The 19,922-nt window shown below is 66.6% G+C and carries 13 protein-coding genes; 5 read left to right on the top strand and 8 right to left on the bottom strand.

The features are described 5' to 3' along the window. Nucleotides 1–18: 18 nt before the first annotated feature. Nucleotides 19–948 (bottom strand): tyrosinase family protein, encoded by a 930-nt coding sequence (locus CYFUS_RS27580; RefSeq protein ID WP_095987949.1) that lies wholly within the window; start codon nt 946–948, stop codon nt 19–21. After that, nucleotides 948–1,403 (bottom strand): hypothetical protein, encoded by a 456-nt coding sequence (locus tag CYFUS_RS27575; protein ID WP_095987948.1) that lies wholly within the window; start codon nt 1,401–1,403, stop codon nt 948–950. Before CYFUS_RS27575 ends, CYFUS_RS27580 begins: the two co-directional genes overlap by 1 nt. A 284-nt stretch (nt 1,404–1,687) precedes the next feature. Here CYFUS_RS27575 and CYFUS_RS27570 point away from each other — a divergent pair, with 284 nt between their 5' ends. Further along, on the top strand, nt 1,688–6,976 hold the full coding sequence (locus tag CYFUS_RS27570) for a trifunctional serine/threonine-protein kinase/ATP-binding protein/sensor histidine kinase (protein WP_095987947.1): 5,289 nt from the start codon (nt 1,688–1,690) through the stop codon (nt 6,974–6,976). A 30-nt stretch (nt 6,977–7,006) separates the two neighbouring features. Here CYFUS_RS27570 and CYFUS_RS27565 read toward each other — a convergent pair whose 3' ends face one another. The 5 genes from CYFUS_RS27565 to CYFUS_RS27545 all read right to left on the bottom strand — a co-directional run bounded on the left by CYFUS_RS27565 (nt 7,007) and on the right by CYFUS_RS27545 (nt 12,111). Then, a complete protein-coding gene (locus CYFUS_RS27565) occupies nt 7,007–8,113 on the bottom strand; it encodes a VWA domain-containing protein (protein ID WP_095987946.1) in 1,107 nt (368 codons plus the stop codon). 107 nt (nt 8,114–8,220) lie between these two features. After that, entirely contained in the window at nt 8,221–9,045 is an 825-nt protein-coding gene (locus tag CYFUS_RS27560; RefSeq protein WP_095987945.1) for an SRPBCC domain-containing protein, read from the bottom strand. Next, nucleotides 9,042–9,398: an ArsR/SmtB family transcription factor gene (locus CYFUS_RS27555; protein ID WP_095987944.1), complete on the bottom strand. Its 357-nt coding sequence runs from the start codon at nt 9,396–9,398 to the stop codon at nt 9,042–9,044. The genes CYFUS_RS27560 and CYFUS_RS27555 overlap by 4 nt, the downstream gene beginning before the upstream one ends. A gap of 140 nt (nt 9,399–9,538) precedes the next feature. Next, nucleotides 9,539–10,786 carry an imm11 family protein gene (locus CYFUS_RS27550; protein WP_232536834.1) on the bottom strand — a complete coding sequence of 416 codons (1,248 nt, stop codon included), beginning with the start codon at nt 10,784–10,786 and terminating at the stop codon, nt 9,539–9,541. Nucleotides 10,787–10,788: 2 nt separating this feature from the next. After that, a complete protein-coding gene (locus CYFUS_RS27545; RefSeq protein WP_095987943.1) occupies nt 10,789–12,111 on the bottom strand; it encodes an AHH domain-containing protein in 1,323 nt (440 codons plus the stop codon). A gap of 272 nt (nt 12,112–12,383) precedes the next feature. Between CYFUS_RS27545 and CYFUS_RS27540 the strand changes: the two genes are divergently transcribed. Further along, complete coding sequence (locus CYFUS_RS27540; RefSeq protein ID WP_095987942.1) at nt 12,384–15,419, top strand: error-prone DNA polymerase; 3,036 nt, start codon at nt 12,384–12,386, stop codon at nt 15,417–15,419. Nucleotides 15,420–15,450: 31 nt separating this feature from the next. After that, complete coding sequence (locus CYFUS_RS27535) at nt 15,451–16,293, top strand: alpha/beta hydrolase (protein ID WP_095987941.1); 843 nt, start codon at nt 15,451–15,453, stop codon at nt 16,291–16,293. Nucleotides 16,294–16,364: 71 nt separating this feature from the next. Here CYFUS_RS27535 and CYFUS_RS27530 read toward each other — a convergent pair whose 3' ends face one another. Continuing rightward, a complete protein-coding gene (locus CYFUS_RS27530; protein ID WP_232536833.1) occupies nt 16,365–16,901 on the bottom strand; it encodes a hypothetical protein in 537 nt (178 codons plus the stop codon). 269 nt (nt 16,902–17,170) lie between these two features. On the opposite strand from CYFUS_RS27530, the gene CYFUS_RS53020 reads away from it, so the two are divergent. Both CYFUS_RS53020 and CYFUS_RS27520 read left to right on the top strand, forming a co-directional pair. Then, nucleotides 17,171–18,589 (top strand): hypothetical protein, encoded by a 1,419-nt coding sequence (locus CYFUS_RS53020; RefSeq protein ID WP_232537912.1) that lies wholly within the window; start codon nt 17,171–17,173, stop codon nt 18,587–18,589. Then, entirely contained in the window at nt 18,582–19,922 is a 1,341-nt protein-coding gene (locus tag CYFUS_RS27520) for a hypothetical protein (protein ID WP_095987939.1), read from the top strand. Before CYFUS_RS53020 ends, CYFUS_RS27520 begins: the two co-directional genes overlap by 8 nt.

The following is a 19,922-nucleotide window of genomic DNA, read 5'->3' as shown; positions in this document are numbered from 1 at the left end:
GGGGTGTCCCTCGTGCCTTCAGCCCTGCAGGTCCGTGAGCGAGTCGTAGTCGTAGTGGTTGGTGGCGCCGAAGGGGGCTCCGAGGGCCAGGGGGTCGAGCACACCGCGCGGGGTGACGGGCGTGGTCTCGCGGAACACCGAGTAGAGGGCATCGTCGATCCGGTGGAAGGCCAGGGTGTTGGAGGCGTTCTGCGGAGGGACGTAGGGGGCGTTCGGATAGCGGAGCTGCCACGCGCGCCAGACGCGGTCCACGTTGCCGTGGTGCAGGTAGAACATGGGATCATTGGGCGAGGTGCTGTCGGCCATGTCGCCGCCAATCCAGACATGCACGGCATTGTGGATCCGCGCCGGTCCCTCCCATCCCTCCAGGTAGTTGCGGAAGCCCGAGGAGGAGCTGTTGTAGGGAGGGGCGTCGTATAGGATCTGGTCGCGGAGGACGGTGCGGACCGCGTCTCGCGATGGCAACGTGGCGCCCAGCACGCCGAGCGAGCGGTCGAGCGGCCGTGGCTGCGCCAATCGCGTGAGGCCGCGCTCCGCGGGGACGACGCGGACCTGCCAGAGGCCGGGATTGGTGAAGCGTCCCATGGCGTCCTGGCTCCAGATGGGAGACAGCCTGGGGTCCGAGAGCGCCGCATCCGTGGACCAATCCCAGTAGGGCAGCCGGAAGTCGGGGGCGCCGAGCGCGTCGATGAGGTACCCCTCGAACCGCAGCAGGAAGTACCGGTGCCACGGCAGGAAGGCGGGGCCCGAGTGGGCCGAGTTGCGATCCCGCTGCGAGGGGGGCGTGAAGAGCATCATCGACTGGTGGTGCCACGCCACGAAGAAGTCATAGATGGAGAGTCCCGGCTGCCCCGGCCAGGGGAAGCGCGCCGGATCCTTGAGCGCCAGCACCCCGTCGATGAACTGCTGCCTGGCGCCCTCGTCCGAGAGGATGTTCCGGCGAATCATCACGCACCTCCGTGTGTGTGCTCATGAGCGGAAGGGTCATGCTCCGGGTGTGGACCGGGTGGCGCCGCCTCGAACAGGTGGGGCATGCGCGTGAGCAGGTGGCGCACCAGCTCCAGGGCCGACGCGAAGGTCAGATAGGGGCACAGGTGGGACCAGAGCCGTCCCTCCTCATCCACCATCATGTGCAGGGAGACGATACGCCCCTCGACACGTACCTCGTACGTGGTGGTGATGGAGATGACTCGCCCCTGGTGCTCGAGCGTGCGCACGCTGCGCGCGAGGCTTTCGTGCTCGTGCTCGACGTAGGTGGGAAACCCCTGACGCACCCACTCCGGATGATCGAGACCCGGGGTGAACGGATCGTACTCGAGCGGTGGGACGCGGTGCGCCCCGGCACCGGCCGCCCGGCGTACTGGCTTACCCCGCTCCGCCTGTCGCTTCTTCCTGGCCGCCATGGGTGTCTCCTCCAACGAAGCGCCATGCCGCTCGCCCTGGTTCGGTTGGGTGGAGGGGGCTTGCGCGTTTCGTGATGCCGCGCGGAATGTCTTCCGTCCAGGCCGCCTTCCATGAAGGGAGCCCATGGCCACACTGGAACGCTCCTCGCCTGACACACGGGGGACCGCATGCCTCCGGGGCGGACTCAGCGAGCAGGTAGTGGATGCCGTGGGTGTGGTTTCTGGAGGGGAGGGTTAGGTTGTACGCTCCTCACTGGAGGGGGCGGCACGTAGACCGAGCCACGATGTTCGACATTCCAGGTTACAAGATTCTCAGCACGATTCGCTCCACGGGCTTGAACGTGCTCTACCAGGCCGAGCGTGAGTCCGATGGCCTGCCGGTCATCATCAAGACGCCCGCCGTGTCGTCCTCGGGCCCACGCGAGCGCGAGCGCTATCGCCGCGAGTTCGGCATCCTGCAGCGGCTGCGGACCGTGAGCGGTGTGGTCCATCCCTACTCCCACGAGCAGGTGCTCGATCGCCCCGTGCTCCTGATGGAGAAGGTCCAGGGCGAGCCCCTGTCTGACTTCGTGGGCCAGCCCATGGCGCTGCCGCGCTTCCTCGACTTCGCCCTCGCCCTGGCTTCCAACCTCGGGGAGATCCACCGTCACGGCGTCATCCACAAGGACATCAAGCCCGGCAACATCATCATCGAGCCGACTGGACGCCTGCGCTTCGTCGACTTCGGAGGGGCCTCGCTCCAGCGGGCCGAGCACCTGGAGGCGGTTCCCGTTCCCCTCATCGAGGGGACGCTGGCATACATGTCGCCCGAGCAGACCGGGCGGATGAACCGCCAGGTGGACTACCGCACGGACTTCTACTCGCTGGGCGTGACGCTCTACGAGTTGCTCACCGGCAGCCGTCCCTTCCAGGGACGTGACGCGCTCGAGTGGTTCCACGCCCACATGACGCAGCGCCCCAGGCCACCCCACGAGCTGCTGCCCTCCATTCCTCCGGCGGTCTCGGCCATCGTGCTCAAGCTGTTGGCCAAGACGGCCGAGGAGCGCTACCAGAGCGCCGAGGGACTCTGGGCCGATCTGGATCGGTGTCGCGAGGGGCTGCGCCAGGGCGCGCTCGAGCCCTTCCCGTTGGGCACCCGGGACATCCCCCGGCAATTCCATCTGCCGCAGGGGCTCTATGGACGCGAGGCCCAGGTCTCCACGCTGCTGGGTGGATTCGAGCGGGTGCTGCGCGGAGGGCAGGCGGAGCTCATGCTGGTGCGTGGCTACTCCGGCATCGGCAAGTCCTCGCTGGTGCAGGAGCTGCACAAGCCGGTGGTGCAGCGGCGTGGGTTCTTCCTGAGCGGCAAGTTCGAGCAGTTCCAGCGCGACATCCCCTACGCGACGCTGGCCCAGGCGCTCCGCGGGCTCGTGCAGCAGCTGCTGGCCGGCAGCGACGAGGAGCTGGCCCGCTGGCGTGAGCGCCTCCAGGCGGCCTGGGGGGACCAGGGCCAGCTCCTGGTGGACATCGTCCCCCAACTGGAGCTCGTCGCGGGCAGACAGCCGCCAGTCGAGGAGCTGCCGCCCACCGAGTCACGCAGCCGCTTCAACCAGGTGTTCCTTCAGTTCCTCGGCGTCTTCGCCACGCCGGAGCAACCCCTGGTGCTGTTCCTGGATGACTTGCAGTGGGCGGACCTGGCCAGCCTCCAGCTGCTCCAACACCTGCTCACCCACTCGGAGACACCCCCGCTGCTGCTGCTGGGCGCCTACCGGGACAACGAGGTCAGCCCCGAGCACCCGCTGATGCTGACGTTGGCGGCGGTCCGCAAGTCAGGCGCCCGGGTGACCGATCTCCAGCTCGAGCCGCTGAGCCTGGAGCAGGTGCGACAGCTCGTCGCGGATGCCCTGCCGGGGGCGGGGCCGGAGCTCGTCACCCCGCTGTCGGCGATGGTGCGCGAGAAGACGGGCGGCAACCCGTTCTTCCTCAATCAGCTCATGCTGACGCTGGACCGCGACGGGCTGCTGGTCCGCACGTCCGAGGGCGGGTGGAATTGGGACGCCGAGCGTGTCCAGACCATGGGCTACTCGGACAACGTCGTCGACTTCCTGGTGGGCAAGCTGCGCCAGTTGCCCGCGTCGGTCCAACGCCTGCTGAGCCTGGCGGCGTGCGTGGGCCATGTCTTCTCCCTGTCGATGTTGAGCACCCTCTCCGGACAGGAAGACGTGGGCGAGGTGGAGCAGGGACTCGGGCCCGCGCTCCAGGAGGGCCTGTTGATGCGCGGCGGCCCGGAGCAGTACCGCTTCCTTCATGATCGCATCCACCAGGCGGCCCATGCCCTCATCTCCGAGGAGGAGCAGAAGGCCATCCACCTGCGCATCGGCCGGGCGATGCTGGCCAGCCTCACCCCCGAGGCGCTCCGGGAGCAGCTCTTCGACGTGGTGAGCCAGCTCAACGCCGGGGCGGAGCTCATCCAGGATTCCGCGGAGCGCCACCGCCTGGCGCGGCTGAACGCGGAGGCGGGCCTGAAGGCCAAGGCCGCCATCGCGCATCGTCCCGCCATCATCTACTTCACCAAGGCGTTCGCGCTCATCCCCGGAGAGCCCTGGGAGACGGATGGCTCGCTGGCCTTCAAGGTGAGGCTCGAGCGCGCGGCGTGCGAGCTGCAGAGCGGCAATGTCGCCGAGGCGAGCCGCCTGGCCGAGGAGCTCCCTCCCCGCGCACGGACCCTCGCGGACATGGTGGCCGCCTGCCACGTGCGCAATGACATCTTCGTCGGGACGGGGCGCATCCAGGAGGCCTGTGCCTGCATGCTGGAGTGTCTGGCCCTGCTGGGCATCGAGATTCCCGCACAGCCTTCCCAGGAGGAGGCGGCCGAGGCCTACGCGGAGGTCTGGGCGCTGCTCGGGACGCGTCCCATCGCGAGCCTCATCGACCTTCCGCCCATGGTCGATCCGGACGTGAAGATGAAGATGATCGCCCTGTGTTCGCTCTTCGCGCCGGCGTACTTCACCAACATCCACCTGCTCGTCATCGTCCTGAGCCGGATGGTCGTCCTCTCCCTGCGTCACGGCTTCACGGAGTCGTCCGTGCCCGGCTTCAGCTGGTTGGGAGTGGTGGCCGGCCCCTTCTTCAAGCAATACCGGGAGGGCTATGCGCTGGGCATGCTCGCCCGCGAGTTCGTCGAGCGCTACAACCTGTCCCATCGACGGTCCAATGTCCTCTACAGCCTTCAGTACATCAGTTACTGGAGCCAGCCCTTCTCCGTCACCCAGGAGATCACCCTCGGCGCCTTCCATCATTCGGTCCAGACCCGTGAGATCCTGACGGCCTGTTACAGCATCATGTCCATCATCCTGAACCGCATCGTCATGGGGAACAACCTGGACGACGTCTATCAGGACTCGGTCGTGCGAGCCGACTTCGCGCGCAAGGCCGGGAACGTGGATGCACAGGACATCCTCCGCGTCTATCAACGCTACGTGCAGCAGTTGCGCGGCAACTCGCTCTCGTTCGACACGCTGAGCGGGGAGGGCTTCGACGAGAAGGCGTTCGAGGCGAACCTCACGTCCACGCGCATGTCCGCCATCCGCAGTGCCTATTTCATCACCCGGCTCCGGTCCCGCTACATGTGCGGCGCCTACGCGGAGGCGCTCGCGTCCGCGGATCAGGCGGTGGGGGTGCTCTGGGTCTTGAAGATCAGCATCAACATGCTGGACTTCCACCTCTTCCGGGCGCTGTCGCTGGCCGCGTGCTGCGAGGAGCAGGGGGCGGAGGCACGGGAGAAGTCCCTGGCGGAGATCCGGCAACACCACGCGCAGCTCGTGGAGTGGGTGGAGAGCTGCCCCGAGACCTTCCGCGCTCCCGAGCGGATGGTGTTCGCCGAGCTGACCCGCCTCACGGATCCGACGGATGCGGCCAACCGCGTCTACGAAGAGGCCCTTCGCGCCGCCCGCGAGAACGGCTTCATCCACTACGTGGGCATGGCGGCGGAGCTCGCGGCGAACTTCTGGCGGGCGCGGCAGTCACCCACCCTGGCCCTGGCCTTCGCGCGCGAGGCCCGGACGGCGTACCTGCACTGGGGCGCCCGGGGCAAGGTGCAGCAGATGGATGCCCGGTGGCCGGGTCTTGCACCGCCCGTGCGCACCGGCGCCGAGGACATCACCAGCAGCACGGACTCCACCCAGATCGACGCGCTCACGGTGGTGAAGGCCCAGCAGGCCATTTCCCGGGAGATCGTGCTGGAGCGGCTGGCGGCCACCCTGATGCAGGTGGCCATCGAGAACGCCGGCGCCCAGCGCGGTGCCCTGCTGCTGCCTGGCGGCGACACCCTCTCGGTCGCGGCCGTCTCCGGCGCCGCGCCGGACGGCGCCGTCCAGCAGTTGCCGTGGACGCTCATCGCCTATGTCAAACGCACCCAGGAGCACGTGCGCATCGACGATGCCACCCAGCCCCATCCGTTCTCGACGGATGAGTACCTGCGGTGCGGTACGGTCCGCTCGGTGCTGTGCCTGCCGTTGATGCGGCAGGAGGTCTTCGCCGGGGTGCTGTACCTGGAGAACAATCTGGCCACCAACGCCTTCGGTCCGGCCCGCATCGCGTTGTTGAGCCATATCGCCTCCCAGGCCGCCATCTCCCTCGAGAACGCGCGGCTGTACGAGGACATCCAGAAGGGAGAGGCGGCCCTGCGCCGCGCCAACGACGAGCTGGAGCAGCGCGTGGAGGATCGCACGCGCGAGTTGAAGGAGGCCCAGGCCCGGCTGGTGGACACGGCGCGTGAGGTGGGGATGACCGAGGTGGCCTCCAACGTGCTGCACAACGTGGGCAACGTGCTCACCAGCGCCGTCATCAACGTCGAGCTGATGCGGCGGTCCGTCGGTTCCTCGCGCGTGGGCCGGGTGAAACAGGCCTCGGCCCTGCTGCTGGACAACCGCGATGATCTGGTGGACTTCCTCACCCGGGATCCACGAGGCGTCCAGCTACCGGACTACCTCGCCAGCCTGTCCGCCGAGCTGCTGCGCGAGCAGGAGAAGCTGATGGGCGACGTGGAGACGATGGCCCGGCACATCGAGCACATCCGCGCCATCGTCCAGGTGCAGCAGACGTATGCGAAGACGTCGGTGCTGGAGGTGGAGTGCGATCTGGCGCAGTTGATAGACGACGCCCTGCGCATCCAGATGGGTTCGCTCAAGCGCCACGGCGTGTCCATCATCCGCGAGGTGGCGGTGCTGCCCAAGGTGCAGGTGGACAAGCACAAGGTGTTGCAGATCCTCATCAACCTGCTGAGCAACGCGAGGAACGCGCTGGATGTGCTGCCCGAGGACCAGCGGGTGCTGCACGTGCGGCTGTCCTCGGATGGAGCCGTGGCGCGCATCCAGGTGGTGGACAACGGTATGGGCATCGCGCCGGGGGTGCGCGAGAAGCTCTTCTCGCACGGCTTCACCACGCGCAAGGACGGCCACGGCTTCGGCCTGCACTCGAGCGTGCTGGCGGCGCAGTTGATGGGGGGCCGCCTCCGGCTGGACAGCGAGGGCCCCGGTAGGGGCGCCACGGCCACCCTGGAGCTCCCCCTGCGGCGCGAGGCCGCCGCGTCCTGAGGGCGGGCCCCCCACGCGGGGAGCTGGCCGTTACGGGGTGCCCGTCCCGCCGCTGTCCACCGAGCAGGTGCCTCCCACGGAGCGGGCGACGTCGAACGTCAAATCCTTCTGCGCGGTCACGCCCTCGTGGCTCACCTTGATGGTGAGCTTGTTCCGGTTGCTCTCCAGCGGCGAGCAGTAGCGCAGTTGGAAGTAGCTGTTGGAGATGTTGCGGATGTTGCCGGCGATCGACTCGAACTTGCTTCCGAGATCCTCGAGCTTCTCGGCCAGCCCGAAGCCACTCTTGCCGAAGCCCTGCAGGCTCTTGACGCTCTGGGTGTCCATGTCGGCGCCCTTGAGGCCGATGGCGAAGATGTTCGCATCGCTCTTGTTCACCGCCTCCTGGGCCTCCGCCTCGGTCGGAACGTTGATCGTGTCGCGGCCGTCCGTGAAGAGCACCACGCTCGCGGTGGTGAAATCCAGGCCCGCGCTCTTGCCCGCGTCCCGGGCGACCTTCACGTCGTCGATGCCCTGCTTCAGCGCGCCGTTCAAACGTGTCCGGGAGTCCTGGCAGATCAGGTTGGCCTTGCAGCTCTGCTCGTCGCGGATCTTCGCGAGCGTGGTGCCGATCAATGCATTGGCATCCGCGGAGAAGTCAGACAGCTTCTTGATCTCACCGTCGAAGGCATAGATGGCGATGCGATGGACGGTGGCCTCCGGGGCGGTTCCCTCGGGGATGAGGATGCGGATGAAGCGGGCCGCGGATTCCACGAGTCCCGGAAGTTGCTGGGACATACTGCCGCTGACATCCAGCAGCAGGACGGAATAGCTGGCGAAATGCTTGGGCTCCGGAACGATCTTCAACTGGCTCTCGGAGGAGATGCGGCGGTCACGCTCGAAGATCTCGAAGGCGTTCGACGGAACCTGACTCGCCAGGGGCCTGTCCAGGCAGTCGAGCACCCGGAAGTTCACCACCACCTTGCCCTCCTGGGCGGTGAGGGTCGTCCCGCTGGTGACATCGAGCTTGATGCACGCGTTCGGTTGGGGCCCGGTGGGTGGGGGGTTGTTGTTGCCACTTCCTCCCCCACACGCGGTGACAGCCGATGACAGCAGGGTCAGCAGCGCGAGCGTCGGGAGCGGGGTTCGGGGGTTTCGCATGAACACTCCAGTGTCTGTCGTTGGGGCGGGCACCTTAGTGTCTCGGAAGGGGGAACGAAAGGCGCGAACACCCTTCCTGGGTCCTTTACGACACCTGGAGCACCCCCCTATACCTGGGGCCTGGCCCGCTCGAGACCCCGGCCGCCGAAGGCATGGAGGGTGCGCGTACCAGCGGCGAACCGTCCCGAGATTCGCGCGCCCTTGGGGACGACGAACTCGCGGCCGGCGTCGAGCTGGATCTCCATCCCATTGATGGTCAACACGTAGCAGCCCTCGAGGACGGTGAGATACTCGTCGAAGTCCCGCCAGTGCTCGCCGGTATCCGCGTCGCTCCTCGCGTGGCAGAGGGTGAGCTGGGTGCCATCGGCGCCGTTGAACACGAAGGACTCGACGCCCGGCAGGCGCAGCGAGGCCTCCGCGACGCGGTTGGCCGGGCCCGTCATGAAGGCGGGGAAGCTGCCCAGGCCGAAGCGCGCGGCGTACTCCGCGTTGAGCGCGGAGAAGCGCTCCTTGTCGAACCCGGCGGCGGGATTCCCGGCGATCGCCGCCTCCAGGTTGTCGAGGCAGAAGTGCCAGCCCGTGGTGTCGCGGGCGACGTGGGCGCGGTCACCGGGAAGGGTGGTGAAGACGAGCAGGCAGCCCGTGCCCTCGGGGTGCAACTCCCACCGCAGGAGGTCTCCGTCCCACGTGTATTCGAGGACGCGCGGCGGATCGAACACCGAGATCTTCCCGGTGCCCGGCTCGCCTTCCGCGAAGAAGAAGCGCAGCTCGGCGCCGCTCTGGCGGGCGCCCTCGATGCGCGCGGGGAACCAGTGGGCCAGTTCCTGGCCGTCGGTGAGTGCGCGCCAGACCTTCTCGGGTGGGTGGGCGAGACGACGCTCGAACCGGAGTTCGACGCGGTCGCCCCGGGTCGTCAGGGTTCCATGCTTCATGGCTTCCTCCTTGGGGCCGGGCTCCGGCGGGTGGGGGCGGGCGGGTCGTCCGCCATGGTGTCCAGGTGGCGCTCGAGCGCATCGAGTCGCCGGGACCAGAGTTCGCGGTACGGCGTGAGCCAGTCGTCCAGCTCGGAGAGGGGCTCCGGACGCAGGCGGTAGAGCCGCCGCTGGGCGTCCTGCTCCACGTCCACCAGCCGAGCATCCTTGAGCACGCGCAGGTGCTTGGACACGGTGGGTTGCGTCAGCCCGAGTCGGTCCACCAACTCCCCGACGGGGCGGCGCCCCTCGCGCAGCAGATCCAGGATGCGGCGGCGGTTGGGCTCCGCCACGACTTCGAACGCGCTCATCATGACCTTTATATGCCGAGTGGGGCATATATCTGTCAAGGCATGTAAAGGCGGCCATCGGGTCGGAGTGGGCGGGCTTGTGCTCAAGCAGGGAAGGGGGCAGGGGCTTTGAGTCGCCTAAGCCCAGCAAGGGGGCCGCAGCCTCACACGACTGGCTTCCTCCACGAGCGAGATAGATGTGGCTCGCCACTTTCCGCAAGTCGGCGAAGCAGTTCCGCTTTGCCTCGCTCCAGGAGGAACGCCAACTCCTTGGGCAGCAGTGCCTTGACAGTCACCAAGCGAACATCTCCGGCCGGCGTGGGAAAAGAGGTGGGCAGCGTGGTGGCCTCCACGCCGAGCAACACTCCCACTCGTTCATCCCTTGTCACGAGTGGTTCGGGCATGTCCTTGCCTGGGACCTCCATCGACAAGACTCCTTTCAAGAGAGCCTTGCTCAAGTGCTCGTGCTGCGCCACTTCGTCGGAAACCCGCCTCAGCAACAGGAGCGTCCATCCCCCATCATCGGTGACAGGTTCGTCTGTTTCGATGGCGAGTTCGAGACCGTAGCCGCATGACGGATCCGTGCTGCCATGGAACGGATCTGAAAGCCCATCGCTTACGCACAAGGTCCATCCATTTGGACGCCGGATGATGCGCCACGCCTGCCGAGCGCTCGGCCATGTATCACCATACGGAACAATCGGGGTGATACTTTCCTCACTCAACTCCCCAAGATTGCGGAAGGCGGCTTTCCGAGCAGATTCCACCTGCCGCAGCAGCTCGGGGTTCTTGTGCGTCTCGGGCAACAGATTGCCGCCAGTTGCTACGGCCTTGGGGCCAGTGACCTCAACGAACCGGCCTCCCGAAATTCCCGTTCGTTCCAGAGCCTCCTTGATGCTCGCATCGACGATGATCGGATGGTAGTAGCCCCAAAGCCGGAACACGCGGGCCTCTCCGACCTTCGACGTGTCGATGCGCAGGCCCATTACCGATCGATACTGACCCGCCAGATCAGACCGCACATCGTCTTGGGTGAAGTATTGCACCTCCTCACAGGCCGCGTCGTCGATGCACCGAATCTCTCGTGTGACGTTCAGGATGTAATAGGGGTCGGCTTGCCCTTCGACCTCGACTGGAAAGAGCTGCACATCGTTCGGTGCCATCTCGCGAAACACCGACGCTACCCGTTCGTTGACAACGGGTGTATTGCCCACGCCGGCAAACTCGATGTCGAGCGGCTTGCCAGGCTTGAAGATGGGGATTCGTAGGGGCCCTGGAGCCGCGACGGGTCTTCCCGCCGAGAACATCCACGGGTCTTCTATCTCTTCTCCCGACGAGGTAGCAGGCTCTGCGAGATACCAGCGGCCGGGAACGTACACGTCGACCCACAAGTCAAAGAAGCGTTGCTCCATGTTCACTCCTCGGCTTTCTTCGTGACGAGCTTACGCAGCTTGGTACCTGCCGTGGAGAGTTCTTTGGCGATCTTCGACAGCTCTTCCACCAATGCAGCCCGGCACTGCGCCTTGCCTCGACAGCCTTGTGTGGCGCTGGTGATACGCTGAAGCACTTCCTCGTGGTACTCACGTGGGTGCGGACCCTGATGCGATTGGATACGCACTCTGTTCGCCAGATCGTCCAACGTCATACCGGCCCGATTGAAGACCCGTTCGAACTGCGGTGTCCACGGGCCACCCGATGCTTCGGAAACCTCGTTTTTGTCCGTGCAGATGTGGTGGATGTTGCCCTCGGGATCTCCCTGAATGGCGCTTCCGGGCCCCATCGCAACCGCTGCGACAGCTGTCGGAGCGAGCGCGACGTTCAGCACCGACGCGGAAGAAAGGGCGATGGACTGCACCTCGCCCGCCAGCGCCCCCGATAGCTGGAAGCCTCCTTCGGTTTGCGCTCGCAAAGCCGCTCGAGTGAACCCCGGCATCTTCGCTCCCCGCGCGGCCATGGCGTTCTCGCCGCCAAGCGCGGCCAAGGCGACGATGACCAGGACACGAGCACCGTTGTCCCCGAGCACCTTCCCGAAACGGTGCCCGGAATCCTCCAGTTCCGAGATGTCGTGGGCGTTCTTCGCTTCTTCCATGAGCCGCAGGAATCCCTGCCCGAGGTTCCACACGGGACCGGTGCCGAGATACGCAATCAGGGATGCCGTCAGCCCAATCGCGATGAGCTTCGTGATGGGCTCGGGTGCAACGAGCATGACGAGCGCGGTTCCGACCATTGATACAACCATCGCGCGGAGGGCGGCCGGATTCGTCAGGTCGCCCACCGCCTCCTCTACCCCGTCCCAGACGGTGTCGAAGGCGAAGAAGAGCGCCATCATGCGCCGCTCCGCGAGCTCCTTCGTGGCTCCACCTGTGAGCAGGCTCAGGCACCCCTTCGGATCGCTCTGCTGTTGGCACATCCGCTCAGATGAAGGGGGCACCGTGCGACCGTGAGCTCCGTCCACGATCCCACCGGTGCTGGCGGACGCGAGCAATGAGAGTCGGTCTCCCTGCTTCGAGTACTCGAGACCCAGGTCCAGCTTCATGTCGAGCACGAGCTGCGCGACAGCGGTCTTGAACTCCGATCCCTCTATCTTGATCGGCTGGGTGTCGACAGGCTTGTAGGTGATGGGCGCTCCCTGTCCGATGTCCAGGTTCACGACCCGCGTCGTTGCGCACCCTGACGCGAGGAGCAACCACAGGAAGGCGCGCAGGCAGGCGGAAGACCAGGGATGGCGGAGTGTCATGGGCACCGGCACTCTAGTCCACGCACATGCGACTGCCCGCGGCGAGCCCCGCCGTCCTGGCGACATCCGTGGCTGCTCGCGGGATCAGGGTTCGTGGTGTCGTCTTTCTCGCGTTGCTCATCGCCCCATGGCTCGCGTATTGGGCGCTGCGTCTTCTGGTGGTGGAACGGAAGTCGGATCCGCCAGGCCCACTTCCGAAGTGACGAGACACACCGGGTATCCTGTCCATACCTACTGGGGCGGACCTTCCGCCTGAACGGCTGCTCAGTAGGGTGGCGGGCGTGTACGCCGAGCTGCTGTGCCGATCGAACTTCTCGTTCCTCCGGGGCGCCTCGCACCCCGAGGAGTTGATCCTCTCGGCGGCCGAGCGGGGGCTGGCGGCGGTGGCGTTGGCGGATGGGGATGGACTCTATGGCGCGGTGAAGGCGCACCTGGCGGCGCGGGCGGCGGGCCTCAAGTACGTGCTCGCCAGCGAGCTGACGCTGATGGATGGGCCCCGGGTGGTGGTGTACGCCCAGGACGCGCGTGGCTATGCCCACCTCAGCCGGCTCATCTCCAAGAGCCGGATGTTGCACCCCAAGGGCGAGGCGGGCCTGCCCTGGCGCGAGCTGGCCGAGGGCAACGAGGGGCTCCTGGCGATGCTCCCGTACCCGGTGCCCACCGCGCAGGTGGCCCCGCTGGCCGAGTCCTTCGCCGATCGCTTCTACGTGGGCGTGTGCCGCACGCTGTCCTCGGGGGACGAGGCCCGCGTGGCCCAGGCCCGGAGCCTCGCGCGGGAGCTGGGCGCGCCGCTGTGCGCGCACAACGACGTGCACACGCACCACCGCGCCCGCCAGCCCCTGCAGGACGTGCTCACGGCCATCCGCTACAAGACGACGCTGGGACAGCTCGGCACGCGGCGCCTGCCCAACGCGGAGCGCACGCTCAAGGGGCCCGAGGAGATGGCCCGGCTGTTCGCCGATTGTCCCGAGGCCCTGGAGCGCACGCTGGAGCTGGCGGGCCGCTGCCACGCCACGCTGGATGGACTGCGCTACCACTTCTCCGAGGAGGATCTCCCTCCGGGACACTCGACGTCCACGTGGCTGCGCGAGCTGACGTACCAGGGGCTCCAGGTGCGCTACCCCTCCGGCGTGCCGCCCGAGGTAGTGAAGCAGATCGAACACGAGCTGAAGCTCATCGCCGCCCTGGACTTCGCGGGCTACTTCCTGGCCATCTGGGACATCGTCCGCTTCGCGCGCTCCAAGGGCATCCTCTGCCAGGGGCGCGGGAGCGCGGCCAACTCGGCGGTGTGCTACGCGCTGGGCGTCACGGCGATCGATCCGGTGCGCATGGGGCTGCTCTTCGAGCGCTTCCTGAGCATGGAGCGCAAGGAGCCCCCGGACATCGACGTGGACTTCGAGCACGAGCGGCGCGAGGAGGTGCTGCAATACGTCTACGAGAAGCATGGCCGGCACCGTGCGGGCATGGTGTGCGAGGTCATCTGCTACCGGGGACGGCTGGCGCTGCGCGAGGTGGGCAAGGCGCTCGGGCTGTCGTTGGATCAGGTGGACCGGCTCGCCAAGGTGGCGGGCTCGCACGGCGGCGAGATGTCCCCGGAGCTGCTCAAGGAGGTGGGGCTGTCCGAGGAAGACCGGCGGGTGCGGCAGACGCTCGCGCTCGCTCGGGAGATCGAGGGCACGCCGCGGCACCTGTCCATCCACGTGGGCGGCTTCGTCATCACCCGCGAGCCCCTGGTGGAGATGATCCCCGTGGAGAACGCGGCGATGAAGGGCCGCACGGTGGTGCAGTGGGAGAAGGACGACCTGGAGGCGGTGGGCGTCCTGAAGGTGGATCTGCTGGGGCTCGGGATGCTCACGGCCCTGGCCAAATGTCTGGAGTTCATCCGGGTGCATCACGGCCGGGAGCTGACGCTGGCCACCATTCCGGCGGAGGATCCGAAGGTCTACGAGATGCTGAGCAACGCGGACTCGATCGGCGTGTTCCAGATCGAGAGCCGGGCGCAGATGAACATGCTGCCGAGGCTCCAGCCGCGCTGTTTCTATGATCTGGTGGTGGAGATCGCGCTCATCCGCCCGGGTCCCATTGTCGGGGACATGGTGCACCCGTACCTGCGGCGGCGCGAGGGGCTCGAGCCGGTGGTGTACCCCTCGGAGGACGTGCGGAGGATTCTGCAGAAGACGCTGGGGGTGCCGCTCTTCCAGGAGCAGGCGATGAAGCTGGCCATGGCGGTGGGCGGCTTCTCGGCGGCCGAGGCGGATGGGCTGCGCCGGGCGCTCTCGCACAAGCGCGCCGAGGAGCGGCTGGGGCCGTTCCACCAGCGATTCATCGACGGTGGCGTGGCGCGTGGGTACCCGGCCGAGTACGTGGACACCCTGTTCAAGCAGTTCCGCGGCTTCGCGCACTACGGCTTTCCGGAGAGCCACTCGGCGAGCTTCGCGCTGTTGGCCTACGCGTCGGCTTGGCTCAAGTGCCACTACCCGGCGGCCTTCACCGCGGCGTTGTTGAACTCGCAGCCCATGGGCTTCTACGCGCCCCATACGCTGGTGGCGGATGCCCAGCGGCATGGCGTGCGGGTGCTGGAGGTGGACGTGAACCACTCGGACTGGGACTGCACGTTGGAGGAAGGAGGGCTGCGGTTGGGATTGCGGATGGTGCGCGGGCTCCAGGAGGCGGCGGGACGGCGGATAGGCGCGGCGCGAGGCGGGCAGCGCTTCACGAGCATTGGAGATCTCGCGCGGCGCACGCGCACGCCCCGGCATGAGCTGGCGCGGCTGGCGCTGGCGGGCGCGCTGGGGAGCCTCAGTGGCTCGCGGCGCGACTCGCTGTGGGAGATCCAGGCGCTGGGCCCGCTGGAGGAGACGGACCTCTTCTTTGGCATGGCGATGGATGGGACGCCGGTGGAGCTGCCCCGGATGAACGTGGTGGAGCGGGTGAGCACCGACTTCGAGACCGTGGGGGTGTCGCTGGAGAAGCACCCGTTGGAGCTGCTGCGGCCCGCGCTGCGCAAGCGGGGCGCGGTGACGGCGGCGGGCCTGGAGCGGGTGCGCGCGGGCAGCCGCGTGGCGGTGGGCGGGATGCTCATCTGCCGGCAGATGCCGCCCACGGCCAAGGGGTTCTGCTTCCTGTCGCTCGAGGACGAGACGGGGATCGCCAACCTCGTGGTGCCGCCGGACGCGTATGCGCGCTTCCGCAAGGACATCCATGGCGCGCTGTTCCTGGTGGGGCAGGGGACGCTGGAGAAGACGGGCAAGGTGATGAACGTGAAGGTGCAGCAGTTGGAGCCGATCGTTTCCTCGGTACGCGTGTAGGGGCGGGCCTCACGTGATAAGGACCCCACCCATGCGACGTGTCTGGCTTCGGGTGAGGCGGGTGATGCTCAAGATCGTGGTGACGCTCGTCATCTGCTACCTGGCCGTGTGCGCCCTGCTGTACTTCAACCAACGCCACCTGGTGTTTCCGGTGCCTCCGGGCGCGCTCGAACCCCAACTGCCCGGAGCCGCGCTCCTTCACATTCCGGGCCCCGAGGGCACGACGGTCTACGCGCTGCACGTCCCGGCGCCGCCGGAGGCCCCCACGGTGGTGCACTTCCACGGCAATGGCGAGCAGCTCGCCCACGAGGCGTGGCTGGCGCAGCGCTACCAGGAGGCGGGGCTCGGGTTCCTCGCGGTGGAGTACCCGGGGTATGGGCTCGCGAAGGGGAAGGAGGATCCCTCGGAGCAGGGCATCTACGCCGCGTCCGAGGCCGCGCTCGGCTACCTGCACCAGGAGCTGGGAGTGCCCCGGGAGCGGACGGTGTTGCAGGGGCAGTCCATCGGCTCGGGGGTGGCGGCGGAGATGGCGAGGCGGGGGCACGGCGCGCGGCTGGTGCTCATCACGCCCTACACCTCCATCGTGGAGCTGGGCGCGAGGCTCTTTCCGTGGGTGCCCGCGCGGCTGCTGGTGAAGGACCGGTTCGACACCGCGTCCAAGGCGCCGGGAATCCACCTGCCGGTGTTCATCGTCCATGGGACGCGGGACCAGGTCGTCCCCGTGGACATGGGAGAGAAGCTGGGCACGCTGTTTCCCCAGGTCTCCGTGCGCATCCTCGAGGGCAAGCACCACAACAACGTGCTCGACACGCACGAGGTTCGTGAAGAGCTGTTCCAGTTCACCCGGGGAGAGGTGCTGCGCGCCGGGCCTTGAGGTGCCACGGGTCCGGCCCGCGCGCGAGGCACGGGCCGGACCTTCGGGGACTCACGCCCGGATGGCGCGTATTACAGCGCGACGCTCGGGGAGGTCACGGAGGTGAACGCGCACGGCACGTTGCTGGACAGCGTGCCGCAGGTCGACGGCTGCGCCGGGGTCCACGTCGTCGCGTTGAGCTTGATCGCCGCCTCGGAGCGCTGGCGGTACGTCCCCGCGGGGTTGGTGGTGGGGGTGGCCGTCTGACCGCCGAAGTCGGTGTTCGTCTCGCCATAGCAGCTGCGGCTGCCCGGCACCGCCGTCCAGGTGACGACGCCCGTGCTGCTCACCGACTTCTTCTCGATGATCGAGCACACGTAGATGATCGGGTAGTCCTGGCTGCAGTCCCAGACAGACGCCTGGGCGCTGATCTGGCCCGTGTACGGACCGCTGTCGTACTTGTAGGGCTCCGTCGCCTCGACCACGCACGTCGTGTTCGGAATGGGAGCCGTCAGCGCTGACTCGGTCCGCGCGACGCCCTCGGCCTGCTTCGACCCTTCGGGAGCGGGACCGCACGCGCTGAAAGCGATTGCCACCATGGCGAGACCACACGTCTTGAAATGATTCATGTTCATTTTCTCGGGGGATGAGATGCTTGGGGGCGGAATTGACCTGATGCGTCAGGGATTACCAACACCATCGGTGATATCGGTGTGGCTGTCCATGAGCGTGGCGGTGAATTAACACATCATCTTTCCATCGTCCATGCGCTCACGGGAAAACCCGACAGCTCGTGGAGCAGGCGAGGCCCCGCATCCTGGTGTGGAGGAGCATGGCCGGGCGGGTTAACGTTGCTGCCCACACGGCTTTTTTTCGGAAGGGCGGGATGAGGTTCCGGTTGAACACCCATTGCGCTTCAGGGCCCCTGTGGCGGGCATGGCTGGTGGTGCTCTCCGTGGTGTTGATGGGGAGCCGATGCGGCGGTGTGGATGCCGTGCCGTCGGAAATGTGGCGGAGGGATGTGGCTCCCCCGTTCGACTATGGGCTGTACAGCGATGCCCGGGGGCGATTGGTTGGCGAGACCTCGGGAGTGCTGCTGGTCCATCGCAGTGCGCATCTTGAAAAAGTCTATGCGGATGCACAGGCCGGGGACGCGCGGGCCCGGAGGCTGCTGGACCAACTGGAGGTGGCGACCGAGGCCGCGGGAGTGGAGCTGGCGGACAAGGCGCTGGGGCTGGGCTGTAGCGCCTTGCCCACGTGTACGGTGCGCTGGGCGGAACTGGGCGAGTTGATTCCCTCGCCGGGCCCGGGGGGCACCCGGCTGCGGGGATTGTTGGCACGAGGCTTCGAGCGGCAGGCCCGGCGCGAGCAGGTGGAGAGCGCCGTCATCACGGCGGCGTTGAATGCCCTGCTCGTGGGGGGCGTGGCGATGGCGGTGGAGGGCCGCGCCGCGAGTGGGGAGGTGAGGGCGGGAGCGGCGGAGGCGGAGAAGCTGGCCCGGGAGGGTGTGGCGCGGCAGCGCGCTCTGGGCCAGGTGGAAGAGGCGGCGGCGCTGGAGGAAGCGGCGGCGCTGGAAGTCCGGCTGCGGGAGGCCGAGGCGGTCGCGGGCGGCGCGCGCCAGTCCAGTGACTTGAAGATGCTGGAACGTCGGCGGCCCTCCTTGCAGGAGCCACCCCCTGGCGTGGCCGCGGACCACCCGAGGTGGGTGGACTACGTCTCCTACTGGGAGAAGCGTTATGAGGAACTGGCGGGGAACCGATCGAGATCGGCGCGGTTGCCCGAGGTGAAGCCGCCGCTGGAGTGGCCGGACTACGCTGTCTTCCGGAGTCAGGTCCAGGGAGGAGTGGACTTCCAGCAGGGGGTGACGCGTGCTCTCCAGAGGGAGACCACGCTGGCCCAGTCGGAGCGGGTGTATCTGCGAGGCATGTCGCGGGCTCGGGTGGATGGGAACCTGGGACTGTCCCATGAGCCTGGGCCCGTGCTGACCTTTGTGGACCAGCTCGCGGTGGACGAGGCATCCTTGGTTCATGGAGGGAAGCCCACGGTGCATTGCTTCAGTAACAAGCAACGTGACTTCACGCGCATGAGCGAAGTGGAAGCACGCTATTGGGTTTCCATGGATGCCAGGGAAGCACTGGAAAAATATGGAGGAATGGTTGAAATACGTCGCCCTGGCCATCCCCTTTTTGGACGCAAGGTCACCATAAGCAAAGTGCATCTTATCTACGATGGTCGGCTCGTTCCTCAAAAAAGGACCAGGGTCGCGATTCAGCAGATCGCCAGAAAATTCAATGTCGAGATCCATTTTCATGAGTAACGATGAGTGGAACGAAGAAGATGATTTTTATCTCGAAATTCACTCTCCAGACAATCCGCTCGACAGAGGATTCGAGGGGCTTGAAGAACTGCTGATCATGATTGAGTCTCTCGATGAGCGCTGGAGACCAGATCGGATCTTCTCCGGAAGACGCAAGCGAAAATACTCTCGTCAGGTTCTGTGGAAGCATCTACAGGAGATGGCCGTTGGTTCATGTATCATGTTCACACTGGACAGGACGGAGCCTCCTGATGTCAGCGTGCACTTGAGCTTCCAACAGGAGCAAAAACCCGATCGTCTTTCTCTCGAATTGAGGGTCAGCCCCTTTTCCCTCGTCCGTGAAGAACTCTTGGCAAAAACGTATGTAGAACAGCTCTTGAGCTTGGTGCGGGTCTTTGCCCAGCGATATTCCATTTCGCATGGCTTGGGCCATAGCTGGGTCGACTACTGTATGGGGGTCGACCTGAACGCCGAGAATCCCTTTGATCGATCTTCTGTTCTTGAGGAGTACTGGTTGAGCGTGTATGGCTCGCGATTATTGGAACAGTTCGGACACGATCGAGTCCTTTCCACTCCTGCCTCACATATCGAGACCCTACCAGGCGGAGCCGTGCTTCTTCTCACCCGGCCGACGCCGGCGGACTTCGACTCTGAGGAAGCACGGCTGGCCCAGGCCCGGGCCCTGGTTCATCTGCGGCCCGAGTTGAAACTGGAAACCACCCTGGACACCCTGCGCCAGCGCAGCCGCGTCTTCGTCCCCATCCCCGTGCACTTCGACGAAGACGTGGCCGACATCCTCCACAAGAAGATCGCCTTCGAGGGACTCGAGAACAAGCGCCGCTTGGTCGAGCGCTTCAACCTCTACCATCCGCCTCCCGTCTTGGAGTGGCTGCCAGCGGAGCAGGCGCCTCCACCGGACGTGGAGGACGTGAAGCAGGCCATCGACACCTACGAGCGACTCTATGCCGAGCAGCTCGTCGCGCTGATGCACTCGCAGCAGGTGCCCGAGGCGACGGAGGGAACGCTGGAGGCGCTCGCCGCGGTGGACTTCGCCCTGTGGCACCTGGGCTGGGGGAAACGCTTCTCGGCGGAGGAAAAGGAGGCGTTGATTCCCGCCCTGGGGGCCTGGCTGGGGATGTTCCTGGTGTCCGCGTTGGGAGGGCAGTGGGTTCCGAGGCGCAAGCTGGAGGAGAGCGCGGTGCGGGTGGGGGACAAGGCGTGGCTGCCCTTCTTGCGTGCCCGCCATGCGCTTGGGCACGGGGAGGCCCCTCTGGACTACTCCTGCTCCCAATTCTTCCGGCAGGCGCAACGCTCCATCCGGCCGGTGGCGTGA

Source organism: Cystobacter fuscus, from assembly GCF_002305875.1.
Classification (GTDB): Bacteria; Myxococcota; Myxococcia; order Myxococcales; family Myxococcaceae; genus Cystobacter; species Cystobacter fuscus_A.
Note: the sequence above shows the minus strand (reverse complement) of the source record. Positions and strands in the feature narration are given on the sequence as shown.